The following is an 18,698-nucleotide window of genomic DNA, read 5'->3' as shown; positions in this document are numbered from 1 at the left end:
TCGGCTAAACCCTCCGGCATGCAGCTACGCTCCATGTTTGCCCGCAATTATCGCTCCTTGCGCTCGATCCGCATGGATCTTTCCGATGTCAATCTGTTCATCGGTGAGAACGGTGTCGGCAAGTCCAATCTCTATCGCTCCCTGCAGCTGGTGCAGGCTGCTGTTCGTGGGCGGCTGGCGCACGAGATATCGAGCGAAGGCGGCATGTTCTCGGCCATGTGGTCGGGCAAGCGGCGTTCGCATGAGTCCGCCCGTATCCGCTTCGATGTCGAACTGCTCGACATAGAGCGGGCGGCGACCTTTCGCTACTGGATCGAAGCGGGCATGCGGCCGCCCGTGGCATCCGCCGGATTTCCATTGGAGCCGCAGGTCAAGGCCGAGGAACTTTCCGTCGAGACGGGGCGGCGGCCGGTGACGATGATGAAGCGCGAGGGGCCAGGCATTTCCGTGCGCGGCGAGAGCGGCCGCATGCAGGCGCATCCGGAGAACGCCCTGACCTCCGAAACCGCGGTCGCATTACTCGGTGATGCCGGTCATTTTCCGGAGGTCGGCACGTTCCGGCGCGCCGTCGACGCCTGGCGATTCTACCACGGCTTCCGCACCGATCGCGGCTCGCCGCTGCGTGCGCCTTGCCTTGCCGTGACGTCTCCCATGCTGGACGAGGATGGCGCCAATATCGCCGCCGTTTTCGCAACCCTCGTTCATACGCGTGAAGATACCGTCGAGCTCGACCGGGTTCTTGCCGACGCGCTCGGCGGGGCGCGGCTCGTCGTGCCGGAGCCACAGGAAACGGCGGATTTCGGCCTGATGCTGCCCGAGTTTCCGAACCGCGTCTTCCAGCCGCGCGAGCTTTCCGATGGCCAGATCCGTTTTCTCGGCCTTGCCGCCGCCTTGATGTCCTACCGCCTACCGCCGCTGATCGCGCTCAACGAGCCGGAGGCGAGCCTGCATCCGGACATGCTGCTGCCGCTTGCCGACATGATCGCTGAGGCCGCAAGGACCAGCCAGATCTGGATCGTCACCCATTCAGAACGTCTGGCCGAGGCCGTGCGCGAACGTTGCGGCGCCAAGCCGCGCCGGGTGATCCGTGAGGACGGCTCCACCTGGATCGACGGCATGCGGCTGACCGGCGAGATCGATGATGACGACGAGTAGCCTCCGTGTTGCGGAATACTGACAAATCCAATTGATCCTGTAGTCAATATCCTGTATCAAATTTGATGTACGTACATCAAATTTTGCCAGAAGAACAATCGGTGAGGATTTGAGGTGTTCACTGGTGGCTAAGATGCAAACGGGAGCAATCTGGGGAGGTGGTTGATGGCAGGGGTACAATTCAATCCCGATTTCGCAATTGACGATGAGCAATCACTTCGTGAATTATTCGAGCCAACCCACGCTTTGGCTATATTGAAATGTCAGGATTCCCTGGGTGAGCACGCGCGAGAGTTCATCAGGCGCTCGCCGTTTCTATGTATTGGTTCCCAGCATCCGGACGGAAAGGCTGATGTCAGTCCTCGTGGCGATCCTCCGGGCTTCGTCAAGGTTCTCGATGAGCGTACGATTGCGATTCCGGATCGCCCGGGCAACAACCGCCTTGATACGCTAGCCAACATTATCGCCAATCCGAACGTCGGACTGCTCTTTGTCATTCCAGGCTTCGAGGACACATTGCGCATAAACGGGCGGGCCGCTCTTACACGTGACCCGGAACTCCTGAAAGATATGGCGGTCGCCGGCCGCGTACCAAAACTTGCCATTATCGTAAGCATCAGCGAAGTCTTTCTGCACTGCGCCAAGGCCTTCCGGCGGTCCCACCTCTGGAGCGCGGATCATTTTCAGGATCGCAGCGAGATGCCCTCGCTCATAAAGATGATCCTGGATGAGACGACAGGAGCTCCCGCGGACCGGGATGAAGTGCGAACGATGGACGAAGGGCTGGAGGAAGATTATCGGAGGACACTGTACTAACGGCGAGTGCGAGGTCATTGGTACTGCCAAACACAGCAAACCGCACCGAGACAGCCCATATGACCCAGTTTCATGATCCCGATATTATGGATCGCGCTTATATCGGAGCAACGGCCTATCATGCGATCAAGCGCTACTTTGCGCATGCGGAAGGACTACCTGTCGGGTATGATTTCGAGGCTCGTTACCGTGCTTATCTTGGAGAGGCATTAGAAGCGCCAAATCGGAAAGCCTTCTCGCTCGCCACAATGCGCTTCTTTGCAAGCCTGCAGAATGGCCATACCTCCTTTTGGGACGAGGAATTGGGGCGGCAGACGGGACCGATGCCGTTCCGTATAAGACGGGTCGAGGATCAGTGGACAGTCGTAAGATCAAGGCTCGCGGGGCTTCATCCTGGTGAGGTCGTGACCACCGCTGACGGAAAACCCGTTGACCAGTGGCTTGGGGCGGTGCGTGAACACATCGGTCAGTCCAGCCTGGCTGCACTCGACTGGATGACATGGCTCCATCCATTTCTGCTGCCCCCGCGTTTTACGATCGGCACGGATGACGGCAGGCAGGTGGCAACCGATTTGACCGAACCATCGACCGGCCCGGAGCGCGGTGTTCTGCCCGCAACCGAAGTCGAAACCATCCACCGCCCAGACGGTGTGGTGGTGATCCGTATTCCGGGCTTTGACGATCCGAAATATGAGGAAGCTGCAGTTGGAGCCATTCGAGGCGTCGAGAATGCCGCTGCCATCCTCCTCGACCTGCGCGATAACAACGGCGGCAGCTCACCCGGCAACCTGCTGTCCGCCATTATGACCAACCCTTATCGCGGCACGTTGGTTTCCACCCCTATGACGATTGCCAACTCCGATGCTTCCAATTCATTTCGCGGCAGCGTCCCTGCATTGCCGACAACGATGATGCGGAGCGGTCCAGAGATGACGCTGCCTTTTCCGGACGCATGGAAGGGAAAGATGGCGTTGCTCATCAATGGTGGCAGCGCTTCGGCTTGCGAGGATTTCGCTCTGCGCTTCAAGGATGGCAAGCGAGGCCTTGTGCTCGGCGAGCCTAGTTTTGGATCGACGGGACAGCCTTACTTTGTGAGATTTCCGAAATTCGGTATGTCGTTCAGAATATCCACCAAACGCGAATATTTTCCCGACGGTCGCCAGTTCGAAGGCGTGGGCGTAAAGCCCGACAAGTCAATTCCCCTGACGCGCGACGAATTGAGGAGCAGGGTCGATACCCAGCTCGAACTTGCAGTCAAAAGTGTCCTAGCCGATTAGTGCGGCCATGGCATGTGTGGCATCGCTGACTAAGGCCGGACATTTACGATACTTGCAGGCCATCCGTTTTTTGCGAGCGGTCATGCGCCACTCCCGGGTTTCCTTTTTTGTCCGTCCGGGGCATGGTCTCGCGCAATGAGCAAAGATTCTTCCGATCTGTTCGGTACGCTTTTCGAGGCGGCGCCTGCAAAGCCTGTGATGAGCCGTACCGTGCCCGTTCTCGTGCCGATGCCGGCGCCCAGAGCCTATTCCTATGCCGTGCCCGAGGGCATGGCGGTCGAGCCTGGTTCTGTCGTGCAGGTGCCTCTCGGGCCGCGGCAGGTGATCGGCGTGGTCTGGGATGGCGAGGATGATGGTGGTGTTGATCCGAAGAAGCTTCGGCCGATCAGCCATGTGTTCGATTGTCCGCCGCTCGGCAAGCATATGCGCGATTTCATCGATTGGGTTGCCGCCTATACGCTGTCGCCGCCGGGGCTGGTGGCGCGCATGGCGCTGAGAGCGCCGGCCGCCTTCGATCCCGAACCGATGGTCGAGGGACTGCGATTCATCGGCGGGCAGCCGGAACGGATGACGCCGGCGCGCGCCAAGGTAATGGAGATTGCCGCCGACGGGCTTTCGTGGACGCGGCTCGGCCTGGCGCATGCGGCGGGTGTGTCCACCAGCGTCGTCGACGGGCTGATCGCGCAGGGCATTTTCGAGACCATCTTCCTGCCGCCGCCACCCGTCGTCGCCAAGCCCGATCCGGAATTCACCGCGTCACGGTTGCAAGGGCCGCAGAAGGATGCGGCCGATGAGATCCTGGCCGATGTACGCAAGGGTGAGTTCGCGGTTTCCCTGATCGATGGCGTTACCGGCTCCGGCAAGACGGAGGTCTATTTCGAGGCCATCGCCGAAACGCTGAGGCGCGGCAAGCAGGTGCTGATTCTGCTGCCGGAAATCGTGCTCACGGCAAGTTTTCTGGAGCGTTTTCAGGATCGTTTCGGCGCCAAGCCCGCCGAATGGCACTCGGATCTTGCGCCGCGCATGCGCGAGAAGGTCTGGCGCCAGGCCGTTACCGGCGAAGTCAGGGTCGTGGCCGGGGCGCGTTCAGCGCTGTTCCTGCCTTTCGAGGATCTCGGCCTCATCATCGTCGATGAAGAGCATGACCCGGCCTACAAGCAGGAGGATCGCGTCTATTATAATGCGCGAGATATGGCCGTGGTGCGCGGCCGCATCGGTGATTTCCCGGTCGTGCTGGTATCGGCGACGCCTTCAGTCGAAAGCCAGGTCAATGGCCAGAGCGGGCGCTACACGACAATCCACCTGCCGACGCGCTTTGGCGATGCGGCTCTTCCCGATCTGCATCTGATCGACATGCGCCGGCATGCGCCGGAACGCGGCGGCTTCCTGTCGCCCGTGATGATCCGCGCGATCGGCAAGACGGTTGCCAAGGGCGAGCAGGCGCTGCTGTTCCTCAACAGGCGCGGCTATGCGCCGCTGACGCTCTGCCGCGTCTGCGGCCACCGCTTCCAATGCCCGCAATGTTCGAGCTGGCTGGTGGAGCATCGCTTCCGCAATCAGATCCAGTGCCATCAATGCGGCTATTCGGAACGCACGCCGGAAGCCTGCCCCGAATGCGGCACGCTTGATCATCTCGTTGCTTGCGGCCCGGGTGTCGAGCGCATTGCCGAAGAGGTGGAGCGGCATTTCCCCGAGGCGCGGACGATCGTGCTCTCTTCCGACATCATGGGCGGCGTCAAGCGGCTGCGGCTGGAGCTCGACGCCATCGCCAAGGGCGAGGCCGATATCGTCATCGGCACGCAGCTCGTCGCCAAGGGGCACAATTTTCCGCTGATGACGCTGGTCGGCATCGTCGATGCGGATCTCGGCCTGGCGAATGGCGATCCGCGCGCCGCTGAGCGGACGTTCCAGCTCCTGTCGCAGGTGACGGGACGCGCCGGGCGAACCGGCCTCAAGAGCCATGGCTTGCTGCAGACCTACCAGCCGCAGCATCCTGTCATGCAGGCGATCGTCTCGGGCGATGCCAGCGCCTTTTACGAGCGCGAGATTTCGGAGCGAGAAAGAGCGATATTGCCGCCCTTCGGCCGGCTCGCCTCGATCATCGTTTCGGCTGACACGAGGCAGGATGCGGAGACCCATGCCCGCGGCATGCGCAATGCGGCGCCGCAGGTTTCGGGTATTTCGGTGCTCGGTCCTGCCGAGGCGCCAATCGCGCTGGTGCGCGGCCGACACCGCTTCCGCTTGCTGGTGCATGGCAGGCGCAATTCCGATATGCAGGCCTTTCTGCGCGCGATGCTGGCGCAATCACCGAAAGAGCGCGGCTCCGTGCAAGTGCAGCTCGATATCGATCCGCAAAGCTTTCTGTGATTGACGCGACGGATATTTCGGCTGCACCTTCCCCTTGCAACGCGGATCATGCCATAAGTCGGCCATCTCGTTGACGAGATTTGCGCGACTGATTTGAGGGCGACCGATGGAGCTTTATTTTCCGACAGAATTCGGCGAGCGGCTAGCTTTTTGCTCGGCGGTTTTTATCGTGCTCATCGGCATCGTTGTGATGTTTGCGCCAGGCTACACCTATCGATTGCTCAAGCTTCAGGTGCGCGAAGGGCGGTTCGAAGCTTATGGTGAGGCGCGTTCGGCGGGAGGTTTTCTCATTGGTTTTGCGCTGACGGCTATTTTGCTACAGCAAACATCGATTTATATTGCGCTTGGAGCGTCGTTCGCTGTTGCCTCCTTTGGGCGAATTCTTTCAATTATGTCCGATCGCGGAAGTGCATGGCTTAGTATGCTACTTCTGCTTGTGCATGTTATTTTGGCTGCTCTACCCCTTCTCTATGGTCTTGGCTATATTTGAGCCGAAAACGGCTCCGGCGCGGCCATTTTTGCCTGTGCTATCCCCATGCTTTTTGAATTTTGCCATCATAAATTCGCCCGAATGGCGTATTCGTCGAATACGCGTGTTGCGAGTCTCAATATCCTATGTTAGACGAACCCCGAATTTCGGATGAGGCAGGAGCGCACTCCTGCTGATTTCTGGGGGAAATCAAAACGAATTCAAGGGCATATCGCTTCCGCCACCCGGAAGTTTGGTTCTTGGGTTGAAATCAGGGAATTTTGTGCCCGTGGCAGACACATCCCAGCATGTTTCTGGCGTTGCAGAACGATATGCCTCGTCGCTGTTCGAATTGGCTCTTGAAGAGGGTGCCGTGCCGGCAGTGGCCGCCGATCTCGATCGGTTCCAAGCCATGCTCGACGAAAGCGATGATCTGAAGCGCTTCGTCCTCAGCCCGGTCTTTTCGGCTGAAGAGCAGGTCGGCGCGATCGAAGCGCTGGCAAAGAAGGCCGGCTTTAGCGCCTATGTCACCAATTTTCTGAAGCTTGTGGCCAGCAACCGGCGCCTTTTTGCGCTGCCGGGCATGATCAAGGCTTTCCGCATCATCGCCGCCCAGCATCGCGGCGAGATTTCCGCCGAGGTCACCTCGGCCCATGCGCTCACACCTGCGCAGGAAGATGAATTGAAGGCGGCGCTGAAGGGCGTCACCGGCAAGGACGTGACGATTGCCGTCACCGTCGATCCGTCGATCCTTGGTGGTCTGATCGTCAAGGTCGGTTCGCGTCAGATCGATACGTCCCTTCGCACCAAACTCTCCACCCTTAAGCTTGCATTGAAAGAGGTCGGCTGATGGATATCCGCGCCGCGGAAATTTCCGCAATTCTGAAAGATCAGATCAAAAACTTTGGCAAGGAAGCTGAAGTCTCCGAAGTCGGCCAGGTTCTCTCCGTCGGTGACGGTATCGCCCGCGTCTACGGTCTGGACAATGTTCAGGCCGGCGAAATGGTCGAATTCCCCGGCGGCATCCGCGGCATGGCGCTGAACCTCGAAGCCGACAATGTCGGTGTCGTTATCTTCGGCTCCGACCGTGACATCAAGGAAGGCGACACCGTCAAGCGCACCGGCGCGATCGTTGACGTTCCGGTCGGTCCGGAACTTCTCGGCCGCGTTGTCGACGCGCTCGGCAACCCGATCGACGGCAAAGGCCCGATCAACGCGACCCGCCGTTCGCGCGTCGACGTCAAGGCTCCGGGTATCATTCCGCGCAAGTCGGTTCATGAGCCCATGTCGACCGGCCTCAAGGCCATCGACGCTCTGATCCCGGTTGGCCGCGGCCAGCGCGAGCTTGTTATCGGCGACCGCCAGACCGGCAAGACCGCGATCATCCTCGACACGATCCTGAACCAGAAGTCCATCCAGGATAACGGTCCGGACAGCGAAAAGCTCTTCTGCGTCTACGTCGCCGTCGGCCAGAAGCGCTCCACCGTCGCCCAGTTCGTCAAGGTGCTCGAAGAGCGCGGCGCCCTGAAGTACTCGATCATCGTTGCGGCGACCGCTTCCGATCCGGCTCCGATGCAGTTCCTGGCTCCGTTTGCCGGCTGCGCCATGGGTGAATACTTCCGTGACAATGCCCAGCATGCCCTGATCGGCTATGACGACCTCTCCAAGCAGGCCGTTGCTTACCGTCAGATGTCGCTGCTGCTGCGCCGCCCGCCGGGCCGCGAAGCTTATCCGGGCGACGTTTTCTATCTGCACTCGCGCCTCCTCGAGCGCGCAGCAAAGATGAACGACGAGAAGGGCGCTGGTTCGCTTACCGCTCTGCCGGTCATCGAAACGCAGGGCAACGACGTTTCGGCCTTCATTCCGACCAACGTGATCTCGATCACCGACGGCCAGATCTTCCTCGAAACCGACCTGTTCTATCAGGGCATCCGTCCGGCCGTTAACGTCGGTCTCTCGGTTTCGCGCGTCGGTTCGTCGGCTCAGATCAAGGCGATGAAGCAGGTTGCAGGCTCGATCAAGGGTGAACTCGCCCAGTATCGCGAAATGGCCGCCTTCGCCCAGTTCGGTTCCGACCTCGATGCCGCAACGCAGCGCCTGCTGAACCGCGGTGCTCGCCTGACCGAACTCCTGAAGCAGCCGCAGTTCTCGCCGCTGAAGACGGAAGAGCAGGTTGCGGTGATCTTCGCCGGCGTCAACGGCTATCTCGACAAGCTGCCTGTTGCTCAGGTCGGCAAGTTCGAACAGGGCCTGCTGTCGTACCTCCGCTCGGAAGGCAAGGACATCCTCGATACCATCCGTACCGAAAAGGCCATCAGCGACGCGACGAAGGGTAAGCTCACCGCTGCTCTCGACAGCTTCGCCAAGTCTTTCGCGTAATCGGGCCCAAGCTCTAGGACGGACCAAGGATGCCTTCACTCAAGGATCTGAAAAACCGGATCGCCTCCGTCAAGGCGACGCAGAAGATCACCAAGGCGATGAAAATGGTCGCCGCGGCGAAGCTTCGGCGTGCGCAGGAGGCGGCCGAGGCCGCCCGGCCTTATTCGCAGCGCATGGCCGCTGTTCTGGCCAACATCTCGGCTGCCGTCAGCGATGCTGACGGCGCGCCGCTGCTGATGACCGGAACCGGCAAGAGCGATGTGCATCTGCTCGTCGTCTGCACGGCCGAGCGCGGTCTGTGCGGCGGTTTCAATTCGCAGATTTCGCGTTTTGCCCGTGACCATGCCCGCAAGCTTCTGGCGGAAGGCAAGACGGTAAAGATCTTCACCGTCGGCAAGAAGGGTTATGACGTCCTTCGCCGCGAATACGCATCGCTGATCGTCGAGCGCAAGGAATTGCGCGACGTCAAGCGCATCGGTTTCGACAATGCCGACGCCATCGGCAAGCGCATCATCGAGATGTTCGAAGCCGGCGAATTCGATGTCTGCACGCTGTTCTATTCCGAATTCAAGTCGGTGATCAGCCAGATCCCGACGGCACAGCAGCTCATTCCGGCTTCGGCTCCCGCCGTCGTCGAAGAAGATGCAGCCCACAAGGGCGCCGTCTACGAATACGAGCCGGATGCGGCTTCGATCCTCGCGGACCTGATCCCGCGCAACATCTCCGTCCAGATCTTCCGCGCGTTGCTCGAAAACGTCGCCGGCGAGATGGGCGCCAAGATGAGCGCGATGGACAATGCGACGCGCAACGCTGGTGAGATGATCAACAAGCTGACGCTGAACTACAACCGTCAGCGCCAGGCACAGATCACCAAGGAATTGATTGAAATCATTTCGGGCGCGGAAGCGCTCTGAGGTTAGGGAAAAGAGGGTAAGAATATGGCTGACGCAGCTACCCCCGCAGGTTCTGTCGGTAAGGTTACTCAGGTTATCGGCGCCGTTGTGGACGTTGCTTTCGACGGCGAGCTCCCGGCGATCCTGAACGCGCTTGAAACCGACAATAACGGCAATCGTCTGGTTCTCGAAGTCGCACAGCACCTCGGCGAAAATTCCGTCCGCACCATTGCCATGGACTCGACCGAAGGTCTGGTTCGCGGTCAGCCGGTCAAGGACACGGGCGCACCGATTTCGGTTCCGGTCGGACACGAGACGCTCGGCCGCATCATGAACGTCATCGGCGAGCCGGTCGACGAAGCAGGTCCGCTGAACACCTCCAAGAAGCGCGCCATCCACCAGGAAGCTCCGTCCTACGTCGAGCAGTCCACGGAAGCGCAGATCCTAGTCACCGGCATCAAGGTCGTCGACCTGCTCGCCCCTTATGCAAAGGGCGGCAAGATCGGCCTGTTCGGCGGCGCCGGCGTCGGCAAGACCGTTCTCATCATGGAACTGATCAACAACGTCGCCAAGGCGCACGGTGGTTACTCGGTGTTCGCAGGCGTGGGTGAGCGTACCCGCGAAGGCAACGACCTTTACCACGAAATGATCGAATCGGGCGTCAACAAGCACGGCGGTGGCGAAGGTTCCAAGGCTGCGCTCGTTTACGGCCAGATGAACGAACCGCCGGGCGCCCGCGCTCGCGTCGCTCTGACCGGTCTGACCGTTGCTGAAAACTTCCGCGATGAAGGTCAGGACGTTCTGTTCTTCGTCGACAACATCTTCCGCTTCACGCAGGCTGGTTCGGAAGTGTCGGCTCTGCTCGGCCGTATTCCTTCGGCCGTGGGCTATCAGCCGACGCTCGCAACCGACATGGGCCAGATGCAGGAACGCATTACCACGACGACGACGGGCTCGATCACCTCGGTTCAGGCCATTTACGTTCCGGCCGACGACTTGACCGACCCGGCACCGGCAACCTCGTTCGCCCACCTGGACGCAACGACCGTTCTGTCGCGCTCGATCGCTGAAAAGGGCATCTACCCGGCCGTCGACCCGCTCGACTCCACCTCGCGCATGCTCGACCCGATGGTCGTCGGCGAAGAGCACTACGAAGTTGCCCGTAAGGTTCAGTCGACGCTGCAGCGCTACAAGGCCCTGCAGGACATCATCGCCATCCTGGGCATGGACGAGCTGTCCGAAGACGACAAGCTGGCTGTTGCCCGCGCCCGCAAGATCGAGCGCTTCCTGTCGCAGCCGTTCTTCGTCGCCGAAGTCTTCACCGGTTCGCCGGGCAAGCTCGTCGCTCTCGAAGACACGATCAAAGGCTTCAAGGGCCTGGTCAATGGCGAATACGACCACCTGCCGGAAGCTGCTTTCTACATGGTCGGCTCGATCGACGAAGCGATCGAAAAGGCCAAGAAGCTGGCCGCCTAATCAGGCCAATCCATCGGCGCGCGGCATTGTTCGCGCGCCCTTGCCTTGCGAATAAGACAATCGAGAAGTGACGGGTCATGGCTGACAATTTCAATTTCGAACTGGTTTCTCCGGAGCGTCTGCTGCTGTCGGAACAGGTCATCGATGTCGTCATCCCCGCCAGCGAAGGCGAGATGACCGTCATGGCGAACCATGCGCCGACCATGACCACGATCAAGCCTGGTGTCGTCAAGGTGCATTCGGCTTCGGGCAAGAAGCAGGACTACGTGGTTTTCGGCGGCTTCGCTGACATTCTGCCGACCAGCTGCACGCTGCTCGCCGAATCCGCCGTTCCGGTCGAAGACATGAGTCGCGACGAGCTGGACCGCCGCATCAATGCCGCCAAGGCCGAGCTTGAAGATGCCGAGCATCATGAGCACAAGTCGCGCCTGGAGCACTTCATCATGGAACTCTCGCATCTGCGCGGCTCGATCCCGCAGGATTGATGAGATCCGAATAGTGATGATTGAGATGAAAGCGGTCCTATGGGCCGCTTTTTTGTTGGAGGGCAGGGCCACCTCGTGTTCGAGGCATCACCGTTTTCGCTCCGCTTAACGGCGCTGCACCTCACCATGAGGTGGAGCAAGCACGCAGCGAGCCACGCCAGAGCCCCGTGGAGAGCCACGCAAGATCAGTCCTCATGGTGAGTGAGGTGCGAAAGCCCCCATGAGCTTGTCGAATGAGCTGCAGCCTCGAACCAAGAGGACGGATGGTGCGCGACCACATCTGTCATTTCTCGACGCGAAGGCATTGAGGCGATTCTCCCGAAGCCGCATCAGACCTACTGCCCTTCCAGCAGGAACCGGTGCAGCTGCGCCGCCTCGGGAGACAACGAACGGAAGCGCGGTGCGCCGAGATAATACCCAAAGCCGCTCTCGACGCGATCGTTGCCGACGGTGACGAGGGTGCCGGATTGTAGATATTCCTCGATGAGGCCGAGGCTGCCGAGCGCGATACCTTCGCCCCTGAGTGCTGCTTCCACCGCCATGATGTAGGTCGAGAAGGACAGGCGCGGTCGCGGCAGCTTGCCCTTCAAGGGGTCACCGACGCGGCCGAACCATTGACGGAAACTGATCCAATGGGCATTGGCGCGTTCGTAGTCGATGAGATCGAGCCCGGCAATGTCGACTGGTGTCAGTGCCCGCGGGTCGAGATCGCGGGCTGCCAGGTAATCCGGCGAGGCGACCGGGACCAGCACTTCCTTCAAGAGCGGCGTCAGGCTCCAGCGCGGGTGTTCGCCGGTGGAATAGATGATGATGAGATCGTTGTTCTCCGAGGCGAGTTCGGAGTGCACATCCGTCGTCAGCAGGCGGACCGAGATGCCGGGGCTCTCCTTGCCGAAATCCCGTAGCCGCTGCCCGAGCCAGAGATGGGAGATCGAGCCGCTGGCCGCGATCGAGATGATTTCGCCTGTTCCTGTGCGAAAGGGCTCCAGGCTTTCTTCCAGATATTCCAGCGTGGCGCGGACGCGCTGGAATAGCCGCTCGCCGTCCGGTGTCAGCGCCAGATTTCGGCCGCGCCGGGTAAAGAGCGTCGCGCCGAGATGATCTTCCAATCCCTTGATGCGGCGGCTGACGGCGGCCTGGGTGATGTTGAGCTCGCGGCCGGCGCGGGAAAAATTCATGGCGCGCGCGGCCGCATCGAACACGCGGAAGGCCTCAAGCGGGATTTTTTCTAGCATCGGCTCTCCATAACTTCAGATCATCAATATTCCCGATAATTGCCCGGATTTGAAGATCTGAAATTGTGATGCAGGATTATGACATCAAATCAGCCGCTTCTCCAAGGTGATCCTGCGTGTCCTTTTCCATTTCCGCCATCCCAGACATTCATTTCGGCGAGGGTGCGCTCTCCGGCCTTCCCGCTGCGGTCAAATCCTTCGGTGGCGTCAGCACCATTCTCCTGGTGATCGATGCCTTCTTGGCGCAGTCGGGCCTTGCTGCCAAGGTCAGCGCCGAGCTTGCCGAAGCGGGCGTGAAGACGCAGGTCTTCTCCGATTTTGCTGGTGAGCCGAAGCTTGCGCATCTGCATGCGGCGATCGCTGCAGGGCAGGGCGCCGACATGGTGATCGGCATCGGCGGCGGCTCGGCGCTCGATATCGGCAAGATCGTTGCCTGCTGCATCGCCTCCGGCGAAGATCCCATGCACTACGCGCTGGCCGCCAATCCGCTGCCGAAAAATCCGCTGAAGAAGATCATGATCCCGACCACTGCGGGGACAGGTTCGGAGACATCGGCGACGAATATCTTTGCCGGGCCTGAGGGCAAGAAGCTCTGGATCTGGGGTCCGGAGACGAAGGCCGATCTGGTCATCCTCGATCCGGCGCTGACGAAGACCCTGCCCGCCAGCCTGACGGCATGGTGCGGCCTCGATGCCTTCATCCATGCTTTTGAAGCAGCCACGAACCGCAACACGCATCTCGGCGCACAATTCTACGCGCATCAGGCGCTGCGGCTGCTGGCCGGTGCGCTGGAGACGGCCGTCAAGCAGCCCGACGATATGGCCGCGCGCGGCGATGTGCTACTCGGTTCTTGCTTTGCCGGCATTGCCATCGACAATTGCGGCACGGCGATCGCCCACAATATCAGCCATGCGCTGGCGGGCCTCGGCCCCGTCCATCACGGGCTTGCGACGGCGCTCGGCTTCGAAGTGACGCTGCCATGGCTCGTCGAAGCCGATACCGCAGATCTGAACGCCGCAGCCAAGGCTTGCGGCCTCGAGAGCGCCGCCGATCTGCCCGCTTTCGTCTCGGACTGGATGGATCGCTGCGGCATCGTGCGCGCGCTGCCGGCTGCGTTCAAACCGTTCGACGAAACCGATCTCGCCCGCGAGATGCGCGCAACCGAAAACCAGCCCATGCGGCGCTCGACGATCCGTGACGTGACGGATGCCGATATCGACCGCTTTGCCGCCGCCGTCATGGCGCTGCCGAAAGGAATTTGAGATGACCAAGATTTACACGCGCGACTATTGGGAGAGCGTTCTGTCCGACCTCAAGCCAGAAGGTCGTCATTTCATCAATGGCTCACATCGTGCCGCCACTTCAGGCGAAACTTTCACCCGCATCCGGCCGATGGATGGTAAGCCCGGCGCAGAGCTCGCGCGCGGCAATGCCGCCGACGTCGATGCTGCCGTTGCCTCAGCCCGCGCTGCCTTCGAAAGCGGCGTCTGGCGCAAGAAGGAGCCGCTCGAAAAGAAGAAGATCATGCTGAAATGGGCGGAGCTCATTCGCGCCCATGGCGATGAACTCGCCATGCTCGAGACGATCGATGTCGGCAAGCCGGTCATGGCGTCGCTTGGTGTCGATGTGCGGCTCTGCGCCGACGGCATCCAGTTCTACGGCGAAATGATCGACAAGATGTATGACGAGATTGCGCCGACCGGCCCGAATGCGCGGGCTTTGGTGCGTAAGGTGCCGCTCGGCGTCATCGGGGCGATCACGCCCTGGAACTATCCGATGATCATCGATGCCTGGAAGCTGGGGCCGGCGATTGCGGCTGGCAATTCCGTCGTGCTGAAGCCGGCCGAACAGTCCTCGCTTTCGGCGATCCGGCTTGCCGAACTCGCCATTGAAGCCGGTCTGCCAGCAGGCGTCTTCAACGTCGTCACGGGTTATGGCGAAGAGACCGGCAAGCCACTGGCGCTGCACATGGATGTCGACATGATCGCCTTTACCGGCTCCACCGAAGTCGGCAAGCTGATTATGGGTTATGCGGCCCAATCGAACGTCAAACGCGTGGCGCTGGAGCTTGGCGGCAAGTCGCCGCTGGTCGTCTTCGAAGATGCCGATCTCGACGCGGCTGCCGTCGCCGCTGCCTGGGGCTGCTTCTATAATTCCGGCGAGACCTGCCATGCCTCGACCCGTCTGATCGTGCAGCGCTCGGTGCAGGACAAGTTGATCGCGAAGATCGAGGCTGTCACCCGCTCGGACATCTCGCTCAAGCATCCGCTCGATCCTTCGGCACAGATCGGTGCGCTGATCGAGGAAGAGCATATGAACAAGGTGCTGGCGATGATCGCGGCCGGCGAGAAGGAGGGGGCGCGGCGTGCCTTCGGCGCCGAGCGTGTCCTGAGCGAGACCGGCGGTTATTATATCTCGCCGGGCGTCTTCGTCGACATGACCAACGACATGAGCCTGGCGCGGCAGGAAATCTTCGGCCCCGTGCTCGCCGCCATCCCCTTCGATACTGAGGAGGAGGCACTGAAGATCGCCAATGACACGATCTATGGGCTTGCCGGCGCCGTCTTCACCAAGGACATGGATCGTGCCCACCGCTTTTCCGAAGAGATCCATGCGGGTACGGTGTGGATCAACACCTATGACATGTCGAATTTCGCGACGCCGTTCGGCGGCTTCAAGCAGTCCGGTTTCGGCCGGGACCGTTCGGTGCATGCGATCGACAAATATTGCGATTACAAGACGATCTGGCAGCAGTTCGGTTGAGGTTTGCGGGGAGGCATGACCATGAGCAAGATCGTTTCCATCGAGATCACCCATCACCGCCTGCCGCTCGATCCAGCGTTCAAGGCGAGCTGGGATGGCCGTCCGCGCCGGCATTTCGATGCGACCATTGTGCGCGTCAGGGATGATGAGGGTCGCGAAGGCATCGGCTCCGGCGACCTGATGAAGGGTTTCGAGGGGCATGAGGATCTGTTCATCGGGCAGGATCCCCGGCATGTCGAACGGCATTATGAAGTCCTGTCGCACATCAATTTCCATTATGGCCGCTGCTGGCCAATGGATCTGGCGCTATGGGACCTCTCCGGCAAGATCACCGGCGAGCCTGTCTGGCGGATGCTCGGTGGCCGCGCCAGCCGCGTGCGGCTCTATGCCTCCTCCGGCGTGTTGCGCGAGCCATCTGCCATGGCCGATCAGGCCGAGCGTTATATCGACGAGGGCTTCCCGGCCATGAAGGTGCGCTTCTCCTCGTCCTCGGGCGGTCGCGGCGGCTGGCGCGAGGACGTCAAGGCGCTGGAAGCGATCCGCGCCCGCGTCGGCGACCGGCTGGAGCTGATGGTCGACTGCAATCAGGGTTGGCGCATGCCCTGGGATACGACTCTGCCATGGACCTTCAAGGATGCGCTTGCTGTAGCGAAGGAGCTGGAGCGGCTTGGTGTTTACTGGATGGAAGAGCCGCTTCACCGCTCCGACCGCAAGGGTATGAAGGAACTGAAGGAGGCGACGTCGGTTCGGATCGCCGGTGGCGAGATGACGCGCGAGCTCTACGAGTTCCGCGATATCATCGAGGAGCGTGCCTTCGATGTCGTGCAGCCCGATGTCGCGCTCGTTGGTGGTATCACCGGCTGCCGGCGGCTGGTCTATCAGGCGCGCGAGGCGGGCGTGCAGTTCACGCCGCATTCCTGGACGAACGGCATCGGGGTTCTCGCCAATGCGCATCTGACCGCCGGTGTCGGCGATGCAGCCTGGCTCGAATATCCCTATGATAATCCGGAATGGAGCGAAGCCCGCCGCGACTATCCAATGGCCTCGCCGCTCAAGCACGAGGCCGGCTGGCTGGATCTCCGCGTCGCACCAGGCCTCGGCATCGTTCTCGATGAGGAGCGGCTGAAGGCGACGCGCATCTGAAGGTGCCTGCGGTATTAGGCAGCAAGGCCTGGCTTGTGAGGTGCATGGGCTCCGCGCCCCCCCCCTTCTCCCCTCGGGAGAAGGTGCCGTCAGGCGGATGAGGGGTGTTGCCAAGAGCACGAAAATCCCCGCATCCAAATCGGTCGCCCCCCTCATCCGACCCTTCGGGCCACCTTCTCCCCGAGGGGAGAAGGAGTTTGTGGTGTCTACGCACCTCACATGCGATTGCCCTATATCACGCAGCTACGGGCTGCATTTGTTTGTTTTCCCGTGTCCGTGCCCACTGGATGACGGGGCGTTCGAGCAGGACATAGCTCAGCGTGCCGATGGCGAAGATGATGGCGATTGCGATCCGGCTTGAGACGATCCAGCCGCCCAGCACATCGTCCGAGCCTGCGCCGAAGGATGAGGGAAAGAGCTGCGGCATCAAGGTCAACACGATATCCTGCCAGATGTAGACGCCGAAGGAGACGGTGGCGACATAACGGCTCACGGGATTGTCGAGCAGCTTTGCCAGCAGCAGCGATTGGGGAAGCGTGCAAAGCGCAATCGCGACCGCCAGGGGAAGCAGCGGGAATTGATAGGGAATGCCGAGCCAGGCATAGCCCTCCGCTGCACCGCCGATCGACTGCGGCAGCTGCCACGCACCCAAGACGATCGCGAGAGCGCCGATGATGTCATAGATCGCCGAACGTCGGGCTGGGAGGAGTGTCTGAATGCTGGCGGCGAGCGCGCCGATCGCGAATATCGCAAAAAAGCCGATCGGGTTGTAGCGCGGCATCCATTCCTTGGCGCCGCCCTGGAAGCCATATTGCCATCCGCGCCCGACATTGTCGGTTGGAAGATAGGTGACCACGAGCCAATGGCCGACCAGAGATATTGCGATAATGCCGATCCAGAGCGCACGGCTGACAAGAATGGAACGGGTTCTCAGTTTCGGATGAAACAACAGTAGAAAGCCGATTGGCATGAGAACATAGCAGGTCGTCTCGAAGGGGATCGACCATAGCGGCCCATCGCCTTGCACCGGAAAAAAGGTGCGCCAGTGCCATTGGCTCATCAGGAAGAAACCGGCGATGTAGCGGCCGACCAGTTCTGCATCGAGCGGAAAGCCGTAGATGGTGAAGCTGATCACGAAGCCGAACGTCAGGGCAAACCAGAAACCCGGCAGGATGCGTGCGGCGCGGCGCATGGCATAGATCTTCAGCGAAGGTAGGGGTTGAGCTCTATCCAGTGCCAGCCAGAAGGGACGTGCAAGAAGGAAACCGCTGAGGACGAAGAAGACCGAGACGCCGTGATTGCCGAAGCGCGCGATTATGAAGGTCATGTCCAGATCCGGCGGGATTTTGTAGAAATTCATTCGGAGCACGAGATGGTGAACAAGCACCATCAGACATGCGACAGCGCGCACGAAATCCGCTCCTCCCAGCCGCTTGGCGTTCTCCATTCCCGTATCCGCCCGAGATCTCCTGCTATTGGGTTAGGTCATTGCGGCGGTTTCGGCAAGCGTGATCCTTGAAGGCAGGACGCCCGGACCCGTGGTGCCGGGTCCGGGCGTCGGACCGATCTCCCGCACCTGCCAGAAACGAGAGATCGGATTCCTGTGTTCAGGATAAGGATCAGGCGGCAGCGGAGCGATAGGGGCGCGTGGCGCGCGCCGGTTTCAGGGCGTTGCTCCACCAAGTCAGCCGCGCGATCATGAGAACAAGCGATTTTCTGGCATCAAGCGGGTTTTCCAATGTGCCATCCTCGGCAAATCTGCCCCACGGATTGGCGAAGCTGACCGTATCGCGCACGGTGACGGTATGGAGTTCGGCAAAGACGAGCCGCAACTGTTCGACCGCGCGCAGGCCGCCGGAGATGCCGCCATAGGAAACGAAGGCGACAGGTTTACCGTGCCAGGGCTCGTAAACGAGATCGAGCACGAATTTCAGCGAGGCCGTAAAGCTGTGATTGTATTCCGGCGTGACCACGATGAAGGCATCGGCATCGGAAAGCCGCTCCGATAGGGCCGCGACGCCGGGATGCTCGCGATTGTGCGCGAAAGGCAGATCGAATTCGAGGGGATCGATCAGATCGATGTCTATAAGTGGATAGTGCGTCAATTCGCGGGCGACCCAGTTGACCACCCGGTCGCACAGCCGGCCGGGACGCGTGCTGCCGTAGATGATCGCCAGCCGGATTCTTTCTGTCATGTCTTGCTCCTGCTTTACGCGGTTCGGAGCCAGGGTTATAAAACC

Annotated in this window: 16 protein-coding genes; 13 read left to right on the top strand and 3 right to left on the bottom strand. The window is 60.7% G+C overall.

Annotated elements, in window-relative coordinates; translation table 11 throughout:
• The first annotated feature begins 18 nt into the window (after window positions 1-18).
• The 10 genes from AC13RC_RS24305 (at window position 19) to AC13RC_RS24260 (ending at window position 11,317) form a co-directional block, all read left to right on the top strand.
• Window positions 19-1,155, top strand: a complete 1,137-nt coding sequence (locus tag AC13RC_RS24305; RefSeq protein WP_488558673.1) for an AAA family ATPase — start codon at window positions 19-21, stop codon at window positions 1,153-1,155.
• 165 nt (window positions 1,156-1,320) lie between these two features.
• Window positions 1,321-1,971 (top strand): pyridoxamine 5'-phosphate oxidase family protein, encoded by a 651-nt coding sequence (locus AC13RC_RS24300; RefSeq protein ID WP_488558672.1) that lies wholly within the window; start codon window positions 1,321-1,323, stop codon window positions 1,969-1,971.
• Window positions 1,972-2,030: 59 nt separating this feature from the next.
• Entirely contained in the window at window positions 2,031-3,248 is a 1,218-nt protein-coding gene (locus tag AC13RC_RS24295) for a S41 family peptidase (RefSeq protein ID WP_488558671.1), read from the top strand.
• 135 nt (window positions 3,249-3,383) lie between these two features.
• Complete coding sequence (locus AC13RC_RS24290) at window positions 3,384-5,615, top strand: primosomal protein N' (RefSeq protein ID WP_488558670.1); 2,232 nt, start codon at window positions 3,384-3,386, stop codon at window positions 5,613-5,615.
• 106 nt (window positions 5,616-5,721) lie between these two features.
• Entirely contained in the window at window positions 5,722-6,105 is a 384-nt protein-coding gene (locus AC13RC_RS24285; protein WP_488558669.1) for an AGROH133_08824 family phage infection protein, read from the top strand.
• A 262-nt stretch (window positions 6,106-6,367) separates the two neighbouring features.
• Window positions 6,368-6,934: a F0F1 ATP synthase subunit delta gene (locus AC13RC_RS24280; RefSeq protein WP_488558668.1), complete on the top strand. Its 567-nt coding sequence runs from the start codon at window positions 6,368-6,370 to the stop codon at window positions 6,932-6,934.
• Window positions 6,934-8,463: a F0F1 ATP synthase subunit alpha gene (gene atpA / locus AC13RC_RS24275; RefSeq protein WP_069613405.1), complete on the top strand. Its 1,530-nt coding sequence runs from the start codon at window positions 6,934-6,936 to the stop codon at window positions 8,461-8,463. Before AC13RC_RS24280 ends, atpA begins: the two co-directional genes overlap by 1 nt.
• Before the next feature lie 29 nt (window positions 8,464-8,492).
• Window positions 8,493-9,377: a F0F1 ATP synthase subunit gamma gene (locus AC13RC_RS24270; protein ID WP_015341388.1), complete on the top strand. Its 885-nt coding sequence runs from the start codon at window positions 8,493-8,495 to the stop codon at window positions 9,375-9,377.
• A 24-nt stretch (window positions 9,378-9,401) separates the two neighbouring features.
• Complete coding sequence (gene atpD / locus AC13RC_RS24265; RefSeq protein WP_069613407.1) at window positions 9,402-10,832, top strand: F0F1 ATP synthase subunit beta; 1,431 nt, start codon at window positions 9,402-9,404, stop codon at window positions 10,830-10,832.
• Window positions 10,833-10,909: 77 nt separating this feature from the next.
• Complete coding sequence (locus AC13RC_RS24260; protein WP_488558667.1) at window positions 10,910-11,317, top strand: F0F1 ATP synthase subunit epsilon; 408 nt, start codon at window positions 10,910-10,912, stop codon at window positions 11,315-11,317.
• A gap of 335 nt (window positions 11,318-11,652) precedes the next feature.
• Here the strand turns inward: AC13RC_RS24260 and AC13RC_RS24255 are convergent, their stop codons facing one another.
• The gene (locus AC13RC_RS24255; protein ID WP_488558666.1) at window positions 11,653-12,552 is read right to left on the bottom strand and encodes a LysR substrate-binding domain-containing protein; all 900 of its coding nucleotides are present in this window, start codon (window positions 12,550-12,552) and stop codon (window positions 11,653-11,655) included.
• Between the two features lie 116 nt (window positions 12,553-12,668).
• Between AC13RC_RS24255 and AC13RC_RS24250 the strand changes: the two genes are divergently transcribed.
• Genes AC13RC_RS24250 through AC13RC_RS24240 form a run of 3 tightly spaced genes read left to right on the top strand, consistent with a single transcriptional unit; the run spans window position 12,669 to window position 16,458 of the window.
• The gene (locus tag AC13RC_RS24250) at window positions 12,669-13,814 is read left to right on the top strand and encodes an iron-containing alcohol dehydrogenase (RefSeq protein ID WP_488558665.1); all 1,146 of its coding nucleotides are present in this window, start codon (window positions 12,669-12,671) and stop codon (window positions 13,812-13,814) included.
• A gap of 1 nt (window position 13,815) precedes the next feature.
• Window positions 13,816-15,315, top strand: a complete 1,500-nt coding sequence (locus AC13RC_RS24245) for an aldehyde dehydrogenase (RefSeq protein WP_488558664.1) — start codon at window positions 13,816-13,818, stop codon at window positions 15,313-15,315.
• Window positions 15,316-15,336: 21 nt separating this feature from the next.
• Window positions 15,337-16,458 carry a mandelate racemase/muconate lactonizing enzyme family protein gene (locus tag AC13RC_RS24240; protein ID WP_488558663.1) on the top strand — a complete coding sequence of 374 codons (1,122 nt, stop codon included), beginning with the start codon at window positions 15,337-15,339 and terminating at the stop codon, window positions 16,456-16,458.
• Between the two features lie 235 nt (window positions 16,459-16,693).
• Here AC13RC_RS24240 and AC13RC_RS24235 read toward each other — a convergent pair whose 3' ends face one another.
• Together AC13RC_RS24235 and AC13RC_RS24230 are read right to left on the bottom strand one after the other, a co-directional pair.
• A complete protein-coding gene (locus AC13RC_RS24235) occupies window positions 16,694-17,905 on the bottom strand; it encodes an acyltransferase family protein (protein ID WP_488558662.1) in 1,212 nt (403 codons plus the stop codon).
• A 172-nt stretch (window positions 17,906-18,077) separates the two neighbouring features.
• Window positions 18,078-18,653, bottom strand: coding sequence for an NADPH-dependent FMN reductase (locus AC13RC_RS24230; protein ID WP_488558661.1), 576 nt, complete (start codon window positions 18,651-18,653; stop codon window positions 18,078-18,080).
• Window positions 18,654-18,698 lie beyond the last annotated feature (45 nt).

This window comes from Martinezella sp. CNPSo 3890 (genome assembly GCF_057784455.1).
This window is presented reverse-complemented; position numbering and strand designations above follow the sequence as displayed.